Genomic DNA, 18,059 nt, shown 5'->3' on the forward strand with positions numbered 1-18,059 from the left:
AAAGGGTTCGCAGAAACGAGTTCCTGTAAGCACTCTCATGCTTTCCGCACCGTCGTGCCGGCGAGCTACACGGCTCCGGGACCCGTCCGGGAGCGCGTCGGCGCGCTGGGGCGCGCTCGCGGCCCGCGGGGCGGCCCCGACCGAGCCGGCGCCGTCCACAGCGGCCGGTGACGCCCGCACAGCGGCGCCGTACGGGGGAATCCGGCGGCTGAGAGCACGGACCGCCGACCGGCCACGACCCGCAAACAGTAGGTTTATCAGTCGCACGCGGCGAATCTCCACCAAGATTACTCTCGAAATGACATCGAACAAACAACCGGAGGTGAACATCGGACTCGTCGGCCACGTCGACCACGGGAAGACCACCTTGGTACAGGCGCTGTCCGGCGAATGGACCGACCAGCACTCCGAGGAGATGAAGCGCGGTATCTCTATCCGGCTCGGCTACGCCGACGCCACGTTCCGGCGCTGTCCCGAGGAGGACGAACCGGACGCCTTTACCGTCGACGAACGCTGCGAGGAGCACGACGTCGACACCGACTACCTCCGGACGGTGTCGTTCGTCGACGCCCCCGGCCACGAGACGCTGATGGCGACGATGCTGTCGGGCGCGGCCATCATGGACGGCGCCGTCCTCGTCGTCTCGGCGACCGAGCCCGTCCCGCAGGCCCAGACCGAGGAACACCTCTCGGCGCTGGACATCATCGGCATCGACAACATCGTCATCGCCCAGAACAAGGTCGACCTCGTCGACGAGGAGCGGGCGATGCAGAACTACGAGCAGATACAGGAGTTCGTGGAGGGGACCGTCGCGGAGGACGCCCCCATCGTCCCCATCAGCGCCCAGCAGGAGGCCAACATCGACCTCCTCATCGACGCCATCGAGCGCGAGATTCCGACCCCCGAACGGGACCCCGACGCGGACGCCCGGATGATGGTCGCCCGCTCGTTCGACATCAACCGTCCCGGCACCACGTGGGAGGACCTGCTGGGCGGCGTGCTCGGCGGGTCGCTCGTCCAGGGGAAGCTCGAGGACGACGACGAGATAGAGCTCCGCCCCGGCCGCGAGGTCGAGGAGGGCGGCAAGACCGAGTGGCGACCCGTCACCACGGACGTCCGCTCGCTGCAGGCCGGCGGGGACTTCGTCGACGAGGTCACGCCCGGCGGTCTGCTGGGCGTCGGCACGGGACTCGACCCCTCCATCACGAAGGGCGACGCGCTGGCCGGCCAGGTCGCCGGCCCGCCCGGCAGCCTCCCGCCGACCCACGAGCAGTTCACGATGGACGTGGACCTGCTCGAACGCATCGTCGGCGACGACGGCGGCGAGGTCGAGGAGATATCGACCGGCGAACCGCTGATGCTCACCATCGGCACCGCCACCACCGTCGGCTCTGTCACCAGCGCCCGCGACGGCGAGTGTGAGCTCGCCCTCAAACGGCCGGTGTGTGCCGAGGCCGGTGCGAAGATAGCTATCAACCGGCGTGTCGGGGCCCGATGGCGACTCATCGGCGTCGGCACGCTGCGTGGATGATAGTCCTGGACACGAACGCGCTCATGATGCCGGTCGAATGTAACGTCCGCGTGTTCGAGGAGCTCGACAGGGTGCTGTCCGGGGCGGCCGACCGCGACTACGTCGTCCCCCGGGCAGTCCGCGACGAACTGGAGAAACTGGCCGACGGCGCCGGCAACGAGGCGACGGCCGCCGGGGTCGGACGGGACCTGCTCGAACGGTGTTCGGTCGTCGATACCGAGGCCGACTACGCCGACGACGCCGTCCTCGAACTCGCCACGCGACCGGACGCGACACACGCGGTGACGAACGACAAACCCCTCAAACGCCGCCTGCTCGACGCAGGCGTTCCAGTAATTAGTTTAAGGGGCCGGAACAAACTCGGTATCACTCAACCATAATATGTACAAACGGGTACGCCTACGCGATACGGTCGAAGTGCCGCCACGCCACCTCGCGGACGTCAGTCCGGGGATGGTCAAGAAGCTCCTGCAGGACAAGCTGGAGGGCCGGATGGACGAGGACGTCGGCAGCGTCGTCTCCGTCATCGAGGTCCACGACATCGGAGACGGGGCCGTCCTGCCGAACAAGCCCGGCGTCTACTACGAGGCCGAGTTCGACGCGCTCACCTTCGACCCGCAGATGCAGGAAGTGGTCGACGGGGAGGTCGTCGAGGTCGTCAACTTCGGGGCCTTCGTCGGCATCGGACCGGTGGACGGGCTGCTGCACGTCTCCCAGATCTCCGACGAGTACCTCGCCTACGACGAGGAGAACCAGCAGCTCGCCTCCCGGGAGTCCAACCGGACGCTCACCGTCGGCGACGCCGTCCGGGCCCGCATCGTCACGAAGAGCATCGACGAGCGCAACCCCCGCGACTCGAAGATCGGCCTCACGGCCAAGCAGGTCGGGCTCGGCAAACACGGCTGGCTCCAGGAGGAGCGCGAGAAACGGGAAGGCACGGCGGAAGTCGGTGATAGCTGATGGCGGACCGACTCGTCTGCCGCGACTGTCACCGGGTGCAGGGCGCCGAGATAGAGAGCCAGTGCGAGGCCTGCGGTGGCACCTCGCTCACCGAGGACTGGGCGGGCTACGTCGTCATCGCCCACCCCGAGCAGTCCGAGATCGCACGGGAGATGGAAGTGACCGAACCGGGCCAGTACGCGCTGAAAGTCCGCTAACGTGTCCGACGTCGTTCTCGAACTGCCAGACGCGTTGCGCGCGGACCTCAAGGAGCCGATGGGACGGCTCTACACCGACCCGGCGGCGTTGCTGGCCGACGCGGGCGACCCGCTCGTCGCCGTCGGCGACATCGTCACCTACCACCTGTTGGAGGCGGGCCGGGTCCCGGACGTGGCACTCGTCGACGAGCGCACCAAACGCTCGGCCGTCGACACCGAGGTCACCGCCGCCATCGAGGGGTTCGACCGCCGCGTAGACGTCGCCAACCCGGCGGCGACGCTCACTGGGGCGCTGCTCACGGCACTGCGCGAGGGACTCGACAGCGGCGCGACGACCCTGCTGGACGTCGACGGGGAGGAGGACCTCGCGGCGCTGCCGGCCGTCCTGGCGATACCCGAGACCGGGAGCGTCGTCTACGGTCAGCCCGACGAGGGGATGGTGCTGGTCACGCCCGACGAGGCGACACGGGAGCGAGTGCTGTCGCTACTCGACCGGATGGACGGCGACACAGAAGCGGCGCTCGACGCGGTGCGGTAGCTACTCGGGTCGCGGGACGCTGAGGTTCTGCATCTGTTCGTCACACCGGTCGCAGGTCACCGTCGAGAGCTCGCTGCAGAGTCGTTTCCCGCAGGACGGGCACTCGAACAGTTGCTCGTCGTCGTCACAGGGTGCTGGGTCTGACCATCGTGGCATCCGTGTGGCTGTATGGTCAGTCTGCTCGCTTAAGCCTTGTTACCACGTCACAACAGTGAACGCATGTCCAAGAAAACTGGACGTACGGTCACTCCAGCACGTGGACGTGGCGGACGAGCGACCGGTGGACCCGTCGCTCGAACCGTTCGACGACGGTCCAGCCGGCGTCGCGGGCGGCGTCGCCCCAGTCCCGGTCGGCGACCAGCACACAGCGCGGTGCGACGCGGTGGGCCTCGGCGAGCGCACCGGAGACGAGGGGGCGCAGTTCGCCCTCGATGCGCGACTGTCTGCCGTACGGCGCGTCGAAGACGACGGCGTCGGCCGCGTCGTCCGCCAGCGGCAGTCGGGCCGCGTCCGACCGACAGACGTCCCAGCGGCCGGCCTCGGGGTAGGCCGTCCTGTCGGGGTGGCCCTCGCCGTCCAGCGCGTACGCGAGGTTCTCGCGGGTCCCCCGCACCATCTTCGCCTGTGCGTCGCCGCCGACCACGCGCGCGCCGACCAGCCCCGCCTCCAGCAGGATACCGCCGGTGCCACACATCGGGTCGACGACGGTGGCCCCGGGCCGCGCGCCGGCGACGTTGACCAGCGCGCGGGCCTCCAGCGGGTCCATGCTCCCGGGCTGGAAGAACGGCCGGTTCGTGGGCTGTCGGTCGCCGAAGTCCCGGACGCTCGCGAGGTGTTCCCACCCGAGCGCACAGCAGGCCTCGCCGGCGCCGGCCTCCTCGTCGCCGGCCGGGTCGGCGAAGTACGCGTACAGCGTGTGGTCGGGCGCGTCGAGGTCGACGGCGAACCCGCGATCGGTGAGGACGCCGCCCAGCGCCCGCTCCGCGCGCTGGGTGTCGACCCCCGAACTCGCCCGCACGTCGACGGCCCGCACGGCCACGGTCCCCTCGCGGTCGAGGCTCGCGGCGTCGAGCAGCGCCCGCGCGCTCTCGACCGTCGGGTCGCCCGTCCCCACCAGTTCGCAGGCCCGGTGGGTGAACGCGAGGTGTCGCGCGCGCGCCGTGACGCCGCGCGCGGTGGCCAGTCCCGGCGCGAGCGTGGCGACGTCGCTGGCCGCGCTCGCGGCCTCCGTGCGCGCGAAGGCGTCGTCCTGTCCGCCTAGTTCGAGGACGTACACGCCGGTACCGTGCGTCCGTGCCGGTAATAGCGTGCCGGTCGGTGGCCGTCACGCACCCCTACTTAGGCCGAAGTAATCAGCTCAGCGACGTTTTAGCTGTGCGACCTGTCAGTCGATGCCATGAACCTTTATAAGCCTTAAATACGTGATTTAAATCGAGACATGGTTGACCCCAAGGAGACCATCAACATCGAAAACGTCGTCGCCTCGACCGGTATCGGCCAGGAGCTCGACCTTCAGAGCGTGGCGATGGACCTCGAGGGTGCCGACTACGACCCCGAGCAGTTCCCCGGACTCGTCTACCGCACACAGGACCCGAAGTCCGCGGCGCTCATCTTCCGTTCCGGGAAGATCGTCTGTACGGGCGCGAAGTCGACAGACGACGTCCACCAGAGCCTGCGCATCGTCTTCGACAAGCTCCGCGACCTGAACATCCAGGTCGACGATGACCCGGAGATCGTCGTCCAGAACATCGTCACGTCCGCGGACCTCGGTCGGAACCTCAACCTCAACGCCATCGCCATCGGCCTCGGGTTGGAGAACATCGAGTACGAGCCCGAGCAGTTCCCCGGCCTCGTCTACCGCCTCGACGAACCCGACGTCGTCGCGCTCCTCTTTGGCTCCGGCAAGCTCGTCATCACCGGCGGCAAGAAGCCCGAGGACGCCGAGGAGGCCGTCGACAAGATCGTCTCCCGCCTCGAGGAGCTCGGCCTCCTCGACTAGGGACCCGCCGCGGGACCGTCTACGCAGTCGGGAACACAACGCATTAGCGACGCCGCGACCAACCACGGGTATGCTCCAGGCCGGTACGCCGAGTCTGACCGGCGGCGGCGTCCTCGCCGTCGTCGTCACCCTGTTGCTCACCTGGTTGTTCTACGCCATCACACTCCATCTGGCAGCGACGTTCTTCATCGGGGAGACGCCGAGCCAACTGGCCGCGAAGGCCGCCATCGTCCCCACCGTCGTCTCCCTCCTGCTCCAGCGGTGGGGCGTCGAGTCGGGCTTCGTCTCGCCCAGCGTCGGCGTCCTCGTCGTCGTCGCCGCCACGTTGCTGGCCGACGGCATCGCCATCAGTTCGGTGTATCGACTGTCGACCCGGTCGACCGCGCCGCTGGTCGCCCTGCACTTCGCCTTCGCGGCGGTGCTCGGGTTCGCGCTGAACAACATCTTCGGGCTGGTGTAGATGCGAGACAACGACCGCGCCATCGTGACGTTCACCGGGCTGGCACACGGCCTCGTCCACACCTACGAGCTCTCTATCCCCATCTTCGTCGTCGTCTGGCTCACCGAGTTCCCCGTGACGACGGCGCTGCTCGGGACCGTCGTCGCCGTCGGCTACGGCCTGTTCGGTGCGGGCGCACTGCCCGGAGGCGTGCTCGCGGACCGCTACGGGTCGAACCTGCTCGTGACGGCCTGTCTGGTCGGGATGGGGGCCTCCTTCCTCCTGTTGAGCGTCGCCCCCGGCGTCCTCACCATCGCCCTCGCGCTGGGGCTGTGGGGGCTGGCGGCCAGCGTCTACCACCCCGCGGGGCTGGCGCTCATCTCCACCGGCGTCGAGGAGCGGGGCACCGGCTTCGCCTACCACGGGATGGCCGGCAACGCCGGCATCGCCCTGGGGCCGCTCCTGACCGCGCTCCTCCTGCTCGCGTTCGACTGGCGCGTCGTCGCCGCCCTGCTGGTCGTCCCGGCCGTCGCGGCCGTGGCGTACGCGCTCACCGCGGAGTTCGACGAGACGGCGGCGGTCAGCACCGACGGGGGCGAGGCGAGGGACGGCGACGACGGCCCGCCGGCCTCGGTCGGCGAGTTCCTCGCGGACAGCCGCGCCCTCTTCACCACGGGCTTCGCCCTCGCGATGCTCGTCGTGACGACGAACGGCCTGTTCTACCGCGGGACGCTGACGTTCCTGCCCGACGTCCTCGGCGGCTTCCTCCCACCCGTCACCGAGTTCGTGCGGGTGTTCGAACCCGGGAGCCCGCTGGCCGAGGAGTTCGACCTCGCCTTCTACCTGTACTCGGGCCTGCTGACCGTCGGCATCGCCGGCCAGTACGTCGGCGGGAAGCTCACCGACCGCATCGAGACGACGACCGGGCTCGCGGCGGTGTTCGGCGGCCTCGCCGTCGTCGCCCTGCTGTTCGTCCCCGCCGCCGAAGCGGGGCTGGCGCCGCTGCTCGCGGTCAGCGTCCTGCTGGGCTTCCTGCTCTTCACCCTCCAGCCGCTGTATCAGGCCACCATCGCCGAGTACAGCCCACCCGGCGACCGGGGGCTCTCCTACGGCTACACCTACCTGACGAACTTCGGCGTCGGCGCCGCCGGCGCGGCGATATCGGGCTATCTCCTCTCGGCCGTCGGCGTGAGCGGCACCTTCCTCGGCCTGGCCGCCTTCCCCGCGCTGGGGCTCGTGTTCGCGGTGACGCTCTGGCGACTCGACGAGTAGGGCCGGCCAAACAGTTTTCAGCGCCAGCCACCGGGTTCGTCTATGGACAGCAAGCCGAACCTGGACCGGTTCACCTCCCGTCGGTCGACGGCCTACGGGACCCGCGGCGTCGTCGCGACGAGCCAACCACTCGCCGCCGAGGCGGGCATCGACGTCCTGCGCGAGGGCGGGAACGCCTTCGACGCGGCGGTGGCGACGGCGGCGACGCTGAACGTCGTCGAGCCGATGAGTACGGGGCTGGGCGGGGACGCCTTCGCGCTCTACCGCACCGCCGACGGCGACGTGGGCGCGATGCGGGCCTGCGGCGGCGCGCCGGGAGCCGCGACGCTGGACACCGTGCGGGAGCGCGTCGCCGACCGCGAGGGGTGTGCCCCCGACGAGGCCGAGATGCCCGACCGCGGCCCGCTGGCGGTGACGGTGCCCGGCGCGCCCCGCGGCTGGGAGGCCACCGTCGAGCGGTTCGGGCGCCTCTCGATGGACGCCGTCCTCGACGACGCCGTTCACTACGCCACCGAGGGGTTCCCGGTGAGCGAGGTCATCGCGTCGGCGTGGGCCCTCTGCGAACCGGAACTGCGCAACGACGCGGCCCGCGAGCAGTACCTCGTGGACGGCGAACGAGCGCCCGAGGTGGGCGAGCGGGTGCGCCTGCCGGAACTCGGGTCGACCCTCGAGACGCTGGCCGCGGAGGGCGCCGACCCGTTCTACGAGGGCGCTATCGCCGACGCCATCGCCGAGACGGTCCAGTCCGAGGGCGGCCTCCTCGAGCGCTCGGACCTCGCCGGGTTCGAGGTGGAGTACCCCGACCCCGTCTCGACCACCTACGGCGGGAGCGAGGTGTACGAACTCCCGCCGAACAACCAGGGGCTCGTCGCGCTCGAGGCGCTGAACATCGCCGAGGCCGTCGGCGTCCCGGAGACCGAGGACCCCGTCGAACGGACCCACCTGCTGGCCGAGGCGACCAAACTCGCGTTCACCGACGGCCACCACTACATCACCGACCCCGAGTACGAGGACGTGCCGCCCCTGGAGTCGAAACAATGGGCCGAACAGCGGGCCACGGAGGTCGGCCCGGAGGCCATCGAGAACGCGGAAGTCGGGATGCTCGACTCCCCGGCCGAGGACGCCGACACCGTCCTGCTGACCGTCGCCGACGGCGAGGGCAACGTCGTCTCCTTCATCAACTCGCTGTTCAACGGGTTCGGGAGCGGCCTCGTGGCGGGCGAGACGGGCCTCACCCTCCAGAACCGCGGCGCGTCGTTCGCGCTGGACGCCGACCACCCGAACGTCGTCGCACCGGGCAAGCGGCCGTTCCACACCCTGATTCCCGGCCTCGCGCGCTTCGGCGACGACGACTGGGCGGCCTTCGGCGTGATGGGCGGGTACATGCAACCGCAGGGCCACGTCCAGGTGCTCTCGAACCTGCTGGACCGCGGGCTGCCGTTGCAGGCGGCGCTGGACGAACCGCGCTGGCGCTACTGCGAGGACGGGACGCTGGCGACGGAGGCCCGCTTCGACGAGGACGTGGCCTCGAAACTCGCCCGCCGCGGGCACGAGGTGCGCGTGGACGTGCCGCTGTACTTCGGCGGGGCACAGATAGCGCGGTACGAGGACGGGACGCTCTCGGGGGCGACCGAACCGCGGAAGGACGGCACCGTCGACGTGTTCTGAGCCGGCTCAGGTCACTCGACGAGGCGCTCGATCTCGGTGACGAGGACGTCGCTCGCGCCGACGCTCTTGAGGTCGTTGATGGTCTCGAAGACGGCCGACTCCTCGACGACGGCGTGGACGGCCACGTCGTCGGCGCCGGCGATGTCCATCACCGTCGGCCCGCCCATCCCCGGCAGGACCTCCTTCACGTCGTCTAAGGCGTCCTCGGGCGCGTTCATCATCAGGTAGCGCTTGTCCTCCGCGGAGAGCACCGACCCCAGCGCCATGTCGACCTGCTGGACCTTCTCGGCGTCGGCGGTGTCCTCGCGGGCGAACAGGCGCACGGAGCTCTGGAGCACCTCGGCGACGACTTCGAGGCGGTTCATCCGCAGGGTCGTCCCGGTGGAGGTGATGTCGACGATGCCGTCGGCGATGTCGACGTGGGGAGTCAGCTCCGTGGCCCCGGAGACCTCGGTGATGGCGACGTCGACGCCCTGTTCCTCGAAGAACCGCCGGGTGACGTTCGGGAACTCCGTGGCGACCCGGCCCCCCTCGAAGTCGGCGACGGAAGTGACGTCGTCGTCCTCTGGCGCCGCCAGCACGAGGCGACAGCGGCCGAAGTCGAGGTCGCGCAGGTCCACGAGGTCGACCTCGGCCTCCCGCACCTGGTCCAGTCCGGTGATGCCGATGTCGGCGGCGCCGTCGGCGACGTACTCCGGGATGTCGGCGGCGCGGGCGTAGAGGACGGTGACGTCGGGGTCGACCGTCTGGGCGTACAGTTGGCGGTCGGCCCCGTCGACGAGGTGGAGGCCGGCCCGTTCGAGTAGTTCGACGCTCGGGTCGTGCAGGCGGCCCTTGTTGGGGACGGCGATGCGCATACCCACTCTCCCACCCGGCGGGCCAACTGTCTTTCCCTCGCGGGTCACGCCCGATGGGGGAGCGCGAGGTAGGCCACCGCCGCCAGCGCCGTCAGCGCGGCCATCAGGTAGAACGCGGCGTCGAACAGGCCGGCGTCCGCGAGGAGGCCGACCAGCGTCGACCCGAGCGACCCGACGGCGAAGAAGGCGGAGCGCAGGAGGCCCCAGCCGGTCCCCTGCACCTCGTCGGGGAGGACGTCGACGATGTAGGCGTTCGAGAGCGGCCCGGCGCTCATGCGGATGCCGACGGCGGCCGCGCCGGCCGCCAGCGCGAGTCGCCCCCCGAGATGTGGCAACAGCGCCAGCGGTACCGCGCTCACGAGCGCCACCGCGGTCAGCACCGGCGGCGACCCGTAGCGGTCGGCCAGACGGCCGGTGGCGAACTGGGAGACGGCGCCGCCGACGAACAGCGCCGAGAGAATCGCGCCGGCGGTGGACTGGTCCAGCGTCTTCACCGTGACGAGGTACGTCGTCAGGAACGCCGTCGCCGCCTGGAAGACGAACAGCATGACGGTCGCGCCGGCGACGGCCAACAGGAGCCGCCGCTGGCGAATCCCGGCCAGCGCCGCCCGGAGGTCCTCGCGGAGTCGGCGCCCGTCGGTCGCCGTCGGACGGTCCGAAATCGAGAGCCAGAGGGCGACGGCGACGACCAGGAAGAGTGGCGCGACCCCGCCGAGCGCGACGCGCCAGCCGTACCGGGCGGTGGCGACGCTGGCGACGAACGGGAGCGCGGCGGCGCCGACGGAGCCCGCAGCCATCACCGCGCCGAAGGCGGTCCCCTCGTTGGCGTCGAACGTCCGCGAGAGGACCGTCCCCCGCGTGGGCCCGTACAGCCCGGTCCCGAGGCCGAACGCGGCCGTCGCCAGCAGGAAGAGGGCGTAGGTCGCCGAGACGAAGTACGCCAGCAGGCCCGCCCCCGAGAGGACGGCCGCGGCCACCAGCAGGGTGCGCTCGCCGACGCGGTCGATGAGCGCCCCCGTCGGGAACTGCATCGCGGCGTAGGTGAGCCACAGCACCGTCACCGCCAGCCCCGCCGCCGCGTTCGAGAGGCCGAACTCCTCGCTGATGGCCGGGAGCACCGCCGGGACGACGAACCGCATCCCGAGGACGAGGAACCACCCGGCCGCGACGGCCCCGAGCAGTCTGCCGGGATGGCCCTCGCGGAGGCCGCTGACGGCGCGACGCACGGTGTCGGTGACGACCATCGGAGTACGAGTCGAACGCGCCGGACCGGTAAGACGGTGACGGAGTCGGCGACCGCGGACCCGGCCGAACTAAGACCGGGGCCACCCAACCCCGGGCCATGAGCGAACTCCTCGTGAGCGGCGGACGGGTCCTCCGTCCGGACCTGACAGTCGAACGCGCCGACATCCTCGTCGACCAGCGCGCCGGCGAGATACTGGCCGTCGAACCCCCCGGCGAACTGTCCGGCGACGACGAACTCGACGCCAGCGACGGCCTCGTGCTGCCGGGACTGGTCAACGCCCACACCCACGTCGCGATGACGCTCCTGCGGGGCTACGCCGACGACAAGCCGCTGGACGCGTGGTTGCAGGAGGACATCTGGCCCGTCGAGGCCGAACTCACCGCCGAGGACGTCCGCGTCGGCGCGGAACTCGGCCTCGTCGAGATGGTGAAGTCGGGGACGACGGCGCTCTCGGACATGTACTTCCACGTCGACGAGATAGCCGAGGCCGTCGAGCAGGCGGGCGTGCGGGCGGTGCTGGGACACACCGCCGTCACCGTCGGGAAGGACGACGCGGGCGCTCGCGCCGACGTGCAGGAGAGCCTCGACGTGGCGCTGGAACTCGACGGCGCGGCCGACGGCCGGGTTCGGACCACGTTCCAGCCCCACAGCCTCACCACCGTCGGCGAGGAGTACCTGCGCGAGTTCGTCCCCGAGGCCGTCGAGGCGGGCCTGCCGATACACCTCCACGCCAACGAGACCGAAGACGAGGTCGAGCCACTCGTCGACGACCACGAGCTGCGCCCGCTCGAATACGCCGACGACGTCGGGCTGCTCGGCGAGGACACCTTCCTCGCGCACTGCGTCCACGTCGACGAGACGGAGATAGACCTGCTGGCCGAGACTGGGACCGGCGCGGTCCACTGCCCGGCCTCGAACATGAAACTCGCCAGCGGGATGGCGCCGGTCCAGCGGCTGGTCGACGCGGGCGTCACGGTCGGGCTGGGCACCGACGGCGCGGCCTCGAACAACGACCTCGACATGTTCGACGAGCTGCGCGACGCGGCGATGCTCGGGAAACTCGCGGCCGAGGACGCGGGCGCCGTCGCCGCCGAGACAGCCGTCCGGATGGCGACCGAGAACGGCGCCGACCTGCTGGGGTTCGACGGCGGCCGCGTCGAACCCGGCGCGAACGCCGACCTCGCGGTCCTCGACCTCGACGCGCCCCACCTCACGCCGGCCCACGACCTCGTCTCGCACCTGGCCTACGCCGCCCGCGGGAGCGACGTCCGACACACCGTCTGTGACGGCGACGTGCTGATGCGGGACCGTGACCTGACGGTGTTCGACGAGGCGGCGGTCCGCGAGCGAGCGAGCGAGCACGCGGCGGCGCTCGTCCGACGGGCCGAGGAGAGTTAAACGTTCAGAGCAGGCTTTGAACCGTATCGGTCGTTCTACGCCGGTATATTCGAACATGGGAATCGGACTGAACGGTGTGAACGAGAGGGGGGTTTAGAGGGGTATCCGGTGAACGACTGGTACGTAATGCGAAACAAAGTGATTGCCCTCCTCACGGTCGCCGCACTGTTCGGCGCTGCGCTCGCGCCGGCGGCGGCCGCCGCCGACACCGCCGACGAATCGCTCGCCGTGACCGTCACACAGGACGACGACGTGACCGTCGAAGTAACACGGAACGGCTCCACGGTCGAGAACGCGACGGTGACCGTCGCCGCCGTCAACGACAGCTACGCCGGGTCCGGAAGCTACGAGACGGACGCGAACGGCACCGTCGCGCTCCCGACGCCCGACGAGCGCGTGAACGTCACCGTTACCGCCAGCGACGACGACGGGACCGCGGCGACGACGGTCGAGCTCGACCCCGACTTCGAGGTCGACGTCGAACAGAACCGTGACGTCGTCGTGACGGTCACGCGGGACGACGCCGCCGTCGAGAACGCGACGGTCAACGTCAGCACGCGCGAGGCCAACAGCGACTACGACGGCGCCGGGAGCTACGAGACCGGCGAGAACGGCACCGTGGTCCTCCCGACGCCCGAGGACGACGAACCCGTCACCCTGACCGTGACCGACGGCGAGACCGCCGAACTGAACGTCACGCTGGTCGACGGCATCGACGTCTCGGCGGCCCAGAACGACGACGGGACCGTCACCGTCGACGTGACGCGCAACGACACCGCCATCGAGGACGCCAACGTCTCGGTCTCGACCGACGGCAACGCCACCTACGAGGGGACCGGCGACTACGAGACCGACGCCGACGGCGAGGTGTCGCTGGCCGCCCCCAGCGAGAACGTCACCATCGAGGTGAACGCCAGCGCCGACAACGCGACCGACTCCACCACGCTCGCGCTCGACTACGTCAACCAGACCGCCGAGGACGAGGAGTTCGCCGGCGTCTCCGACTTCGTCCACTACCTGCTCGAGAACGGTGCCACCGGCATCGGCCCGGAGGTCTCCGAGTACGTCACCCAGAACAACCCCGGGAACGCCCCCGACGACGCGGGCCCGCCCGAGGACCGCGGCCCTGACGGGGACGACGAGGACGAGACCGAGAGCGACGACGAGGACGAAGCAGACGACGAAGACGAAGAGGAGACCGAAGACGAAACTGAGGACGCCGAGACCGAGGACGAAGAGCCCGAGCAGGACGACGACGAGGATGCCGACGAGGACGGCGAGAGCGGACCGCCGGACCACGCGAACGGGAACGCGAAGGGCCGATAACCGAGCGCCTTCGGTAGCGTTTTAGGAACTCTCCGCTTTCTGTCGGGCATGACCACGCCCATTTCGGAGCGACTCGACGACGTCGAGGCGGCCCGCGAGTCGGGCCGGCGGAAGATGGACTGGGCAGCACAGCACATGCCCATCTGTGCGTCGCTGCGCGAGGATTTCGAGGCCGACCAACCCTTCGCGGGCGAACGCATCGGCATGGCGATGCACGTCGAGGCGAAGACGGCCATCCTCGCCGAACTGCTGGCGAAAGGCGGCGCGGAGGTCGCCATCACCGGCTGCAACCCGCTCAGTACGCACGACGACGTCTCGGCGGCGCTGGACGCCGTCGAGGGCGTCACCTCCTACGCCGAACGCGGCGTCGACGACGAGGCGTACTACGCCGCCATCGAGGCCGTCATCGACCACGAGCCCACGATCACGGTCGACGACGGGATGGACCTCGTCGCGGCCATCCACGAGGACTACCCCGAACTCGTCGACACCATCGTCGGCGGGTGCGAGGAGACGACCACCGGCGTCCACCGCCTGCGCGCGATGGACGAGGACGGCGAGCTCGACTACCCCGTCTTCGCGGTGAACGACACGCCGATGAAGCGCCTGTTCGACAACGTCCACGGCACCGGCGAGTCCTCGCTGGCGAGCATCGCCATGACGACGAACCTCTCGTGGGCCGGCAAGACCGTCGTCGTCGCCGGCTACGGCCACTGCGGCAAGGGCGTCGCGAAGAAGGCCAGCGGCCAGAACGCCGACGTCGTCGTGACGGAGGTCGAACCTCGCCGCGCGCTGGAGGCCCACATGGAGGGGTACGACGTGATGCCGATGGCCGAGGCCGCTGCGGAGGGTGACGTGTTCATCACGACGACGGGCAACCGGGACGTCATCGTCGAAGAGCACTTCGAGGAGATGCAGGACGGTGTCCTGCTGGCCAACGCCGGCCACTTCGACGTGGAGGTCGACCTGGACGCCCTCTCGGAGCTGGCCGTCGACACCTACGAGGCCCGCGACGGCGTGCAGGCCTACGAGATGGAAGACGGCCGCCGCCTGAACGTCCTCGCGGAGGGGCGCCTCGTCAACCTCGCGACGCCCATCGCGCTGGGCCACCCCGTCGAGGTGATGGACCAGAGCTTCGGGATTCAGGCCGTCTGCGTGCGTGAGATGCTGGAGAACGGCGACGCCTACGACGCCGGCGTCCACGACGTGCCCGACCGACTCGACAAGGAAGTCGCGGAGATCAAACTGGACGCGGAGGGCGTCGAGTTCGACTCGCTGACGGACGCGCAGGCCGAATATATGGACTCCTGGCAGCACGGGACGTAGGGCGGACCACGAGCGCAGCGAGTGGTCCGCCAGATGCACAGCGGGGAACGCAGTGGCCCGCGAGCAGGAGCGGTATCCGAGCGAAACGAAGATATCGGGACACGCGCAGCGGCGACCGCGGGAACCCGCGAGCAAGAGCCGAGAACGTCTTTTCTAAGCCGCCTACGCTGCCACGGCGGCGTCGCTCGTCTCGCTCTCATCGGACTCCTCGTCGATGACGTCCTCCAGCCAGCCGCCGCGCAGGAAGAAGGCGGCGCCGGCGACGGCGGCGGCGACGTTGGAGGCGGCGATGCCGTACCACGCGCCGGGCGCGCCCATCCCGACCACGACGACGAGCGTGGCGGCGACCACGATGCGGAAGCCCCACAGCGTCAGCAGGCCCAGTCCCATCGAGAGGCGGGTCGACCCGGCGCCGTGGAACCCGCCGTTTATCATGTGGAAGACGGCCATCACGGCCCACGTCGGCGCGACGATGCGGAGGAACGCCGTTCCGTGGTCGACGACGGCGGCGGCGCCCTCGCCGGTGATGAACACGCCGACGATGGCCGGCGCGAACCGCGTGACGACGAGGCTGGCGAGGAGGAACACCGCGACGAGGATGCCGCTGGCGAGGAGGACCGTCCGACGGGCGCGGGCGCGCTTCCCGGCGCCGAGGTTCTGGCCGACGACCGTCTCGACGGCCATCCCCATCCCTATCATCGGGAGCCACACCAGCGACGTGAGGCGGCCGCCGATGCCGTAGGCGGCGACGGCGTCCGACCCGACGAGCGCGACCAGGGCGGTCATCACCGTCACCGACAGCGCCTGCGTGCTCGTCTCGACGCTGAGGGGCGCGCCGACGCCGACTATCTTGCGGATCTCCGGCAGGTCGGGCCGGAGGTCCGACAGCGAGAGTTCGATGCCGACCCGGCCCGAGAACAGCAGCCACAGGCCCACGGCGGCGGCCAGCCCGCGCGAGACTATCGTCGCGATGGCGGCGCCCTCGACGCCGAGGCCGGTGAAGCCCGTCGCCGCGAGCGCGCTCGCGGCGACCCCCTCCAGTCCGAGCCACGCGAACAGGGGGTTGTCGGCGAAGCCGAGGATGAGTATCGGGTCCAGCACGACGTTGAGCGCGACGCTCCCGACCATCAGGTACATCGGGGTCTTCGTGTCGCCCCAGCCGCGCAGGAGCGCCTGGAAGACGAAGAATCCCAGCATGAAGTACAGGCCGAGGAAGACGTAGCGCGTGTACGTGACGGCCATCTCGTGGATGGGCGTGCCGGCCTCGGTGCCGATGACCTGCAACAGCGTCGGGGTCAGGAGGTAGCCGACGACGGAGATGGCCACCGAGAGGGCGGTGACGAACACCAGCGTCTGGCCGGCGACGTGGCTCACGCGGCCGTCGTTCTCCGCGCCCGTGTGCTGGGAGATGAGGATGGTGCCGGCGCCGGTCATCCCGCCGCCGACGCTCACCAGCAGGAAGACGATGGGCCACGAGAAGGAGAGGGCGCTCACGGCGTCCTGCCCCAGACGGCCGACCCAGAAGGTGTCGGCGAGGTTGTACAGCGTCTGGAGGAGTTGCGTGGCGACCAGCGGGGCGGCCAGCGCCAGCAGGGGCCAGAGGAGGGTGCCCTGCGTGAACCGCTCGGACTGCTCGCTCGTCGCCGTCACCGCCGACACCTCCGGGGAGGGAGAGAGAAGGGGACCGACATGGTACTGACTGGTCGGTCAGTCAGTATAGCCGTTCCGTGAGTCTGTTACACTCCCCCACACAACCGATTTAGTCGGCGGTAGCGGCCGCCTCGTCGTCCGACCGGTCGTCCTCGTCGACGACGGACTCGTCCCAGTCGCCGACGAGGAACCAGACGCCGACGAGCGCCGCGGCGGCCACGTGTGAGACGGCGATGCCCCACCAGACGCCCGCCGCGCCCATCCCGACGACGGTTATCAGGACGAGCGTCGGCGGGATGCGGAAGAGCCACTGCGAGGCGACGGAGAACCCCAGCGCCGTCCGCGTGCTGCCGGCCCCGCGGAACGCGGCGTTCAGGAGGTGGAAGAGGCCCATGAACACGTACGTCGGGCCGATGACGCGGAAGTAGTCGGCGCCCATCGCCAGCACCTCTGGCGCGGTCTTGCTCACGTCGAAGAACAGCGCGACGATGGCGGCGGCGAAGGCGTAGGCGCCCAGACTGGCCAGCAGGAAGACGCCGCCGCCGAGGCCCACCGCCAGCAGGACGGCCCGCCGGGCGCGGCCCGACTGGTCGGCCCCGAGGTTCTGGCCGACGGCCGTCTCGACGCCCTGTGCGAGGCCCACCGCCGGGAGGTAGACGAGCGTGTTGATGCGGTTGCCGACGCCGTAGGCCGCGACGGCGTTCGTCCCGACCATCGCCACGAGGACGGTCATCCCGGTGTAGGCCAGCGAGTCCGCCGAGCGTTCGAGGCCGGCGGGGCCGCCGACGTCGAGAATCTGCCGGACCGTCTCGCGGTCCGGAGCGAGGTCCGACAGCGAGACGGCGAACCCGAGGCGGCCAGAGAAGAGGAGCCAGAAACCGGCCAGTGCGGCCCCGCCCCGCGAGATGACGGTGGCGACGGCCGCCCCCGCGACGCCCATCCCCGAGAAGCCGGTCAGCCCGTACAGCGTCGCTTCGAGGCCGCCCAGACCCAGCAGCGAGAAGACGACGTTGCCGTCGAAGCCGAGGACGAGGAACGGGTCCAGCACCGCGTTGGCGACGACGCTCCCGAACATGAGGTACATCGGCGTCCTCGTGTCGCCCCACCCGCGAAGGATGGCCTGGAACGCGAACGCGCCGAACATGAACGCCGTCCCCGCGAACACGATGCGGGTGTACTCGACGGCCATCGCGTGGATCGCCGTCCCCGATGTCGTCCCGATGTACGGCAGGAGCGTCGGCGCGAGGAGGTAGCCCGCGACCGACAGGAGCCCCGAGACGACGGCGGTGACGGCGATGGTCTGGCCGGCGACGGCCCGCACCCGGTCGTCGTTGCCGGCCCCACGGTGCTGGGAGACGAGGACGGTGCCGGCGACGGTGAGCCCGCTCCCCAGCGAGATGGTGAGGAAGATGAACGGGAGCGAGTAGGTCAGCGCCGCCACGGCCCCGTCACCAAGTCGGCCGACGACGAACGTATCGACGAGGTTGTACGCGACCTGCAGGAGCTGTGTCCCCACGAGCGGCAGGGAGAGGGCGAGCAGTGGCCCCAAGAGCGGCCCCTCTGTCAGGTCGACTGAGCGGTCGGTCGCTGGCACGTGGCGGGGTCAAGGATATACGAGGTGATAATTCATCGGGATTCGAGGCGGGGCGGAA

The 18,059-nt window shown here is 70.1% G+C and carries 18 protein-coding genes; 12 read left to right on the forward strand and 6 right to left on the reverse strand.

What is annotated here, in order from left to right; genetic code table 11:
- Nucleotides 1-298: 298 nt before the first annotated feature.
- Genes ACV7GQ_RS16035 through ACV7GQ_RS16055 form a run of 5 tightly spaced genes read left to right on the forward strand, consistent with a single transcriptional unit; the run spans nucleotide 299 to nucleotide 3,226 of the window.
- On the forward strand, nucleotides 299-1,531 hold the full coding sequence (locus tag ACV7GQ_RS16035; RefSeq protein WP_470311210.1) for a translation initiation factor IF-2 subunit gamma: 1,233 nt from the start codon (nucleotides 299-301) through the stop codon (nucleotides 1,529-1,531).
- Complete coding sequence (locus tag ACV7GQ_RS16040) at nucleotides 1,528-1,911, forward strand: DUF188 domain-containing protein (RefSeq protein WP_470311211.1); 384 nt, start codon at nucleotides 1,528-1,530, stop codon at nucleotides 1,909-1,911. The genes ACV7GQ_RS16035 and ACV7GQ_RS16040 overlap by 4 nt, the downstream gene beginning before the upstream one ends.
- Before the next feature lies 1 nt (nucleotide 1,912).
- The gene (locus tag ACV7GQ_RS16045) at nucleotides 1,913-2,491 is read left to right on the forward strand and encodes a DNA-directed RNA polymerase (protein WP_220617639.1); all 579 of its coding nucleotides are present in this window, start codon (nucleotides 1,913-1,915) and stop codon (nucleotides 2,489-2,491) included.
- Complete coding sequence (gene spt4, locus ACV7GQ_RS16050) at nucleotides 2,491-2,688, forward strand: transcription elongation factor subunit Spt4 (protein ID WP_220617638.1); 198 nt, start codon at nucleotides 2,491-2,493, stop codon at nucleotides 2,686-2,688. The genes ACV7GQ_RS16045 and spt4 overlap by 1 nt, the downstream gene beginning before the upstream one ends.
- 1 nt (nucleotide 2,689) lies before the next feature.
- Entirely contained in the window at nucleotides 2,690-3,226 is a 537-nt protein-coding gene (locus ACV7GQ_RS16055) for a GTP-dependent dephospho-CoA kinase family protein (protein ID WP_470311212.1), read from the forward strand.
- Here the strand turns inward: ACV7GQ_RS16055 and ACV7GQ_RS16060 are convergent, their stop codons facing one another.
- Both ACV7GQ_RS16060 and ACV7GQ_RS16065 read right to left on the reverse strand, forming a co-directional pair.
- Nucleotides 3,227-3,382, reverse strand: a complete 156-nt coding sequence (locus ACV7GQ_RS16060) for a rubrerythrin-like domain-containing protein (protein ID WP_470311213.1) — start codon at nucleotides 3,380-3,382, stop codon at nucleotides 3,227-3,229. It lies immediately after the preceding gene.
- A gap of 88 nt (nucleotides 3,383-3,470) precedes the next feature.
- Nucleotides 3,471-4,502, reverse strand: coding sequence for a TIGR01177 family methyltransferase (locus tag ACV7GQ_RS16065; RefSeq protein WP_470311214.1), 1,032 nt, complete (start codon nucleotides 4,500-4,502; stop codon nucleotides 3,471-3,473).
- Nucleotides 4,503-4,664: 162 nt separating this feature from the next.
- On the opposite strand from ACV7GQ_RS16065, the gene ACV7GQ_RS16070 reads away from it, so the two are divergent.
- The 4 genes from ACV7GQ_RS16070 (at nucleotide 4,665) to ACV7GQ_RS16085 (ending at nucleotide 8,604) form a co-directional block, all read left to right on the forward strand.
- Nucleotides 4,665-5,225, forward strand: coding sequence for a TATA-box-binding protein (locus ACV7GQ_RS16070; protein ID WP_166967082.1), 561 nt, complete (start codon nucleotides 4,665-4,667; stop codon nucleotides 5,223-5,225).
- Nucleotides 5,226-5,295: 70 nt separating this feature from the next.
- A complete protein-coding gene (locus tag ACV7GQ_RS16075) occupies nucleotides 5,296-5,685 on the forward strand; it encodes a DUF7473 family protein (protein WP_470311215.1) in 390 nt (129 codons plus the stop codon).
- Nucleotides 5,686-6,936, forward strand: coding sequence for an MFS transporter (locus ACV7GQ_RS16080; RefSeq protein WP_470311216.1), 1,251 nt, complete (start codon nucleotides 5,686-5,688; stop codon nucleotides 6,934-6,936).
- Between the two features lie 42 nt (nucleotides 6,937-6,978).
- Nucleotides 6,979-8,604: a gamma-glutamyltransferase family protein gene (locus ACV7GQ_RS16085; protein ID WP_470311217.1), complete on the forward strand. Its 1,626-nt coding sequence runs from the start codon at nucleotides 6,979-6,981 to the stop codon at nucleotides 8,602-8,604.
- 11 nt (nucleotides 8,605-8,615) lie between these two features.
- Here ACV7GQ_RS16085 and hisG read toward each other — a convergent pair whose 3' ends face one another.
- Both hisG and ACV7GQ_RS16095 read right to left on the reverse strand, forming a co-directional pair.
- Entirely contained in the window at nucleotides 8,616-9,461 is an 846-nt protein-coding gene (gene hisG / locus ACV7GQ_RS16090; protein WP_470311218.1) for an ATP phosphoribosyltransferase, read from the reverse strand.
- Nucleotides 9,462-9,505: 44 nt separating this feature from the next.
- On the reverse strand, nucleotides 9,506-10,705 hold the full coding sequence (locus ACV7GQ_RS16095) for an MFS transporter (protein WP_470311219.1): 1,200 nt from the start codon (nucleotides 10,703-10,705) through the stop codon (nucleotides 9,506-9,508).
- A 98-nt stretch (nucleotides 10,706-10,803) separates the two neighbouring features.
- On the opposite strand from ACV7GQ_RS16095, the gene ACV7GQ_RS16100 reads away from it, so the two are divergent.
- The 3 genes from ACV7GQ_RS16100 (at nucleotide 10,804) to ACV7GQ_RS16110 (ending at nucleotide 14,757) form a co-directional block, all read left to right on the forward strand.
- On the forward strand, nucleotides 10,804-12,105 hold the full coding sequence (locus tag ACV7GQ_RS16100) for an amidohydrolase (protein WP_470311220.1): 1,302 nt from the start codon (nucleotides 10,804-10,806) through the stop codon (nucleotides 12,103-12,105).
- Nucleotides 12,106-12,231: 126 nt separating this feature from the next.
- Nucleotides 12,232-13,431 carry a DNA primase gene (locus ACV7GQ_RS16105; protein WP_470311221.1) on the forward strand — a complete coding sequence of 400 codons (1,200 nt, stop codon included), beginning with the start codon at nucleotides 12,232-12,234 and terminating at the stop codon, nucleotides 13,429-13,431.
- A 48-nt stretch (nucleotides 13,432-13,479) separates the two neighbouring features.
- Nucleotides 13,480-14,757, forward strand: a complete 1,278-nt coding sequence (locus ACV7GQ_RS16110) for an adenosylhomocysteinase (RefSeq protein ID WP_470311222.1) — start codon at nucleotides 13,480-13,482, stop codon at nucleotides 14,755-14,757.
- Nucleotides 14,758-14,919: 162 nt separating this feature from the next.
- On the opposite strand, the gene ACV7GQ_RS16115 is transcribed toward ACV7GQ_RS16110, so the two are convergent.
- Both ACV7GQ_RS16115 and ACV7GQ_RS16120 read right to left on the reverse strand, forming a co-directional pair.
- Nucleotides 14,920-16,407 (reverse strand): MATE family efflux transporter, encoded by a 1,488-nt coding sequence (locus ACV7GQ_RS16115; protein ID WP_470311223.1) that lies wholly within the window; start codon nucleotides 16,405-16,407, stop codon nucleotides 14,920-14,922.
- Nucleotides 16,408-16,516: 109 nt separating this feature from the next.
- The gene (locus ACV7GQ_RS16120; protein WP_470311224.1) at nucleotides 16,517-18,001 is read right to left on the reverse strand and encodes an MATE family efflux transporter; all 1,485 of its coding nucleotides are present in this window, start codon (nucleotides 17,999-18,001) and stop codon (nucleotides 16,517-16,519) included.
- Nucleotides 18,002-18,059 lie beyond the last annotated feature (58 nt).

This window comes from Haloarcula sp. MBLA0163 (assembly GCF_055632435.1).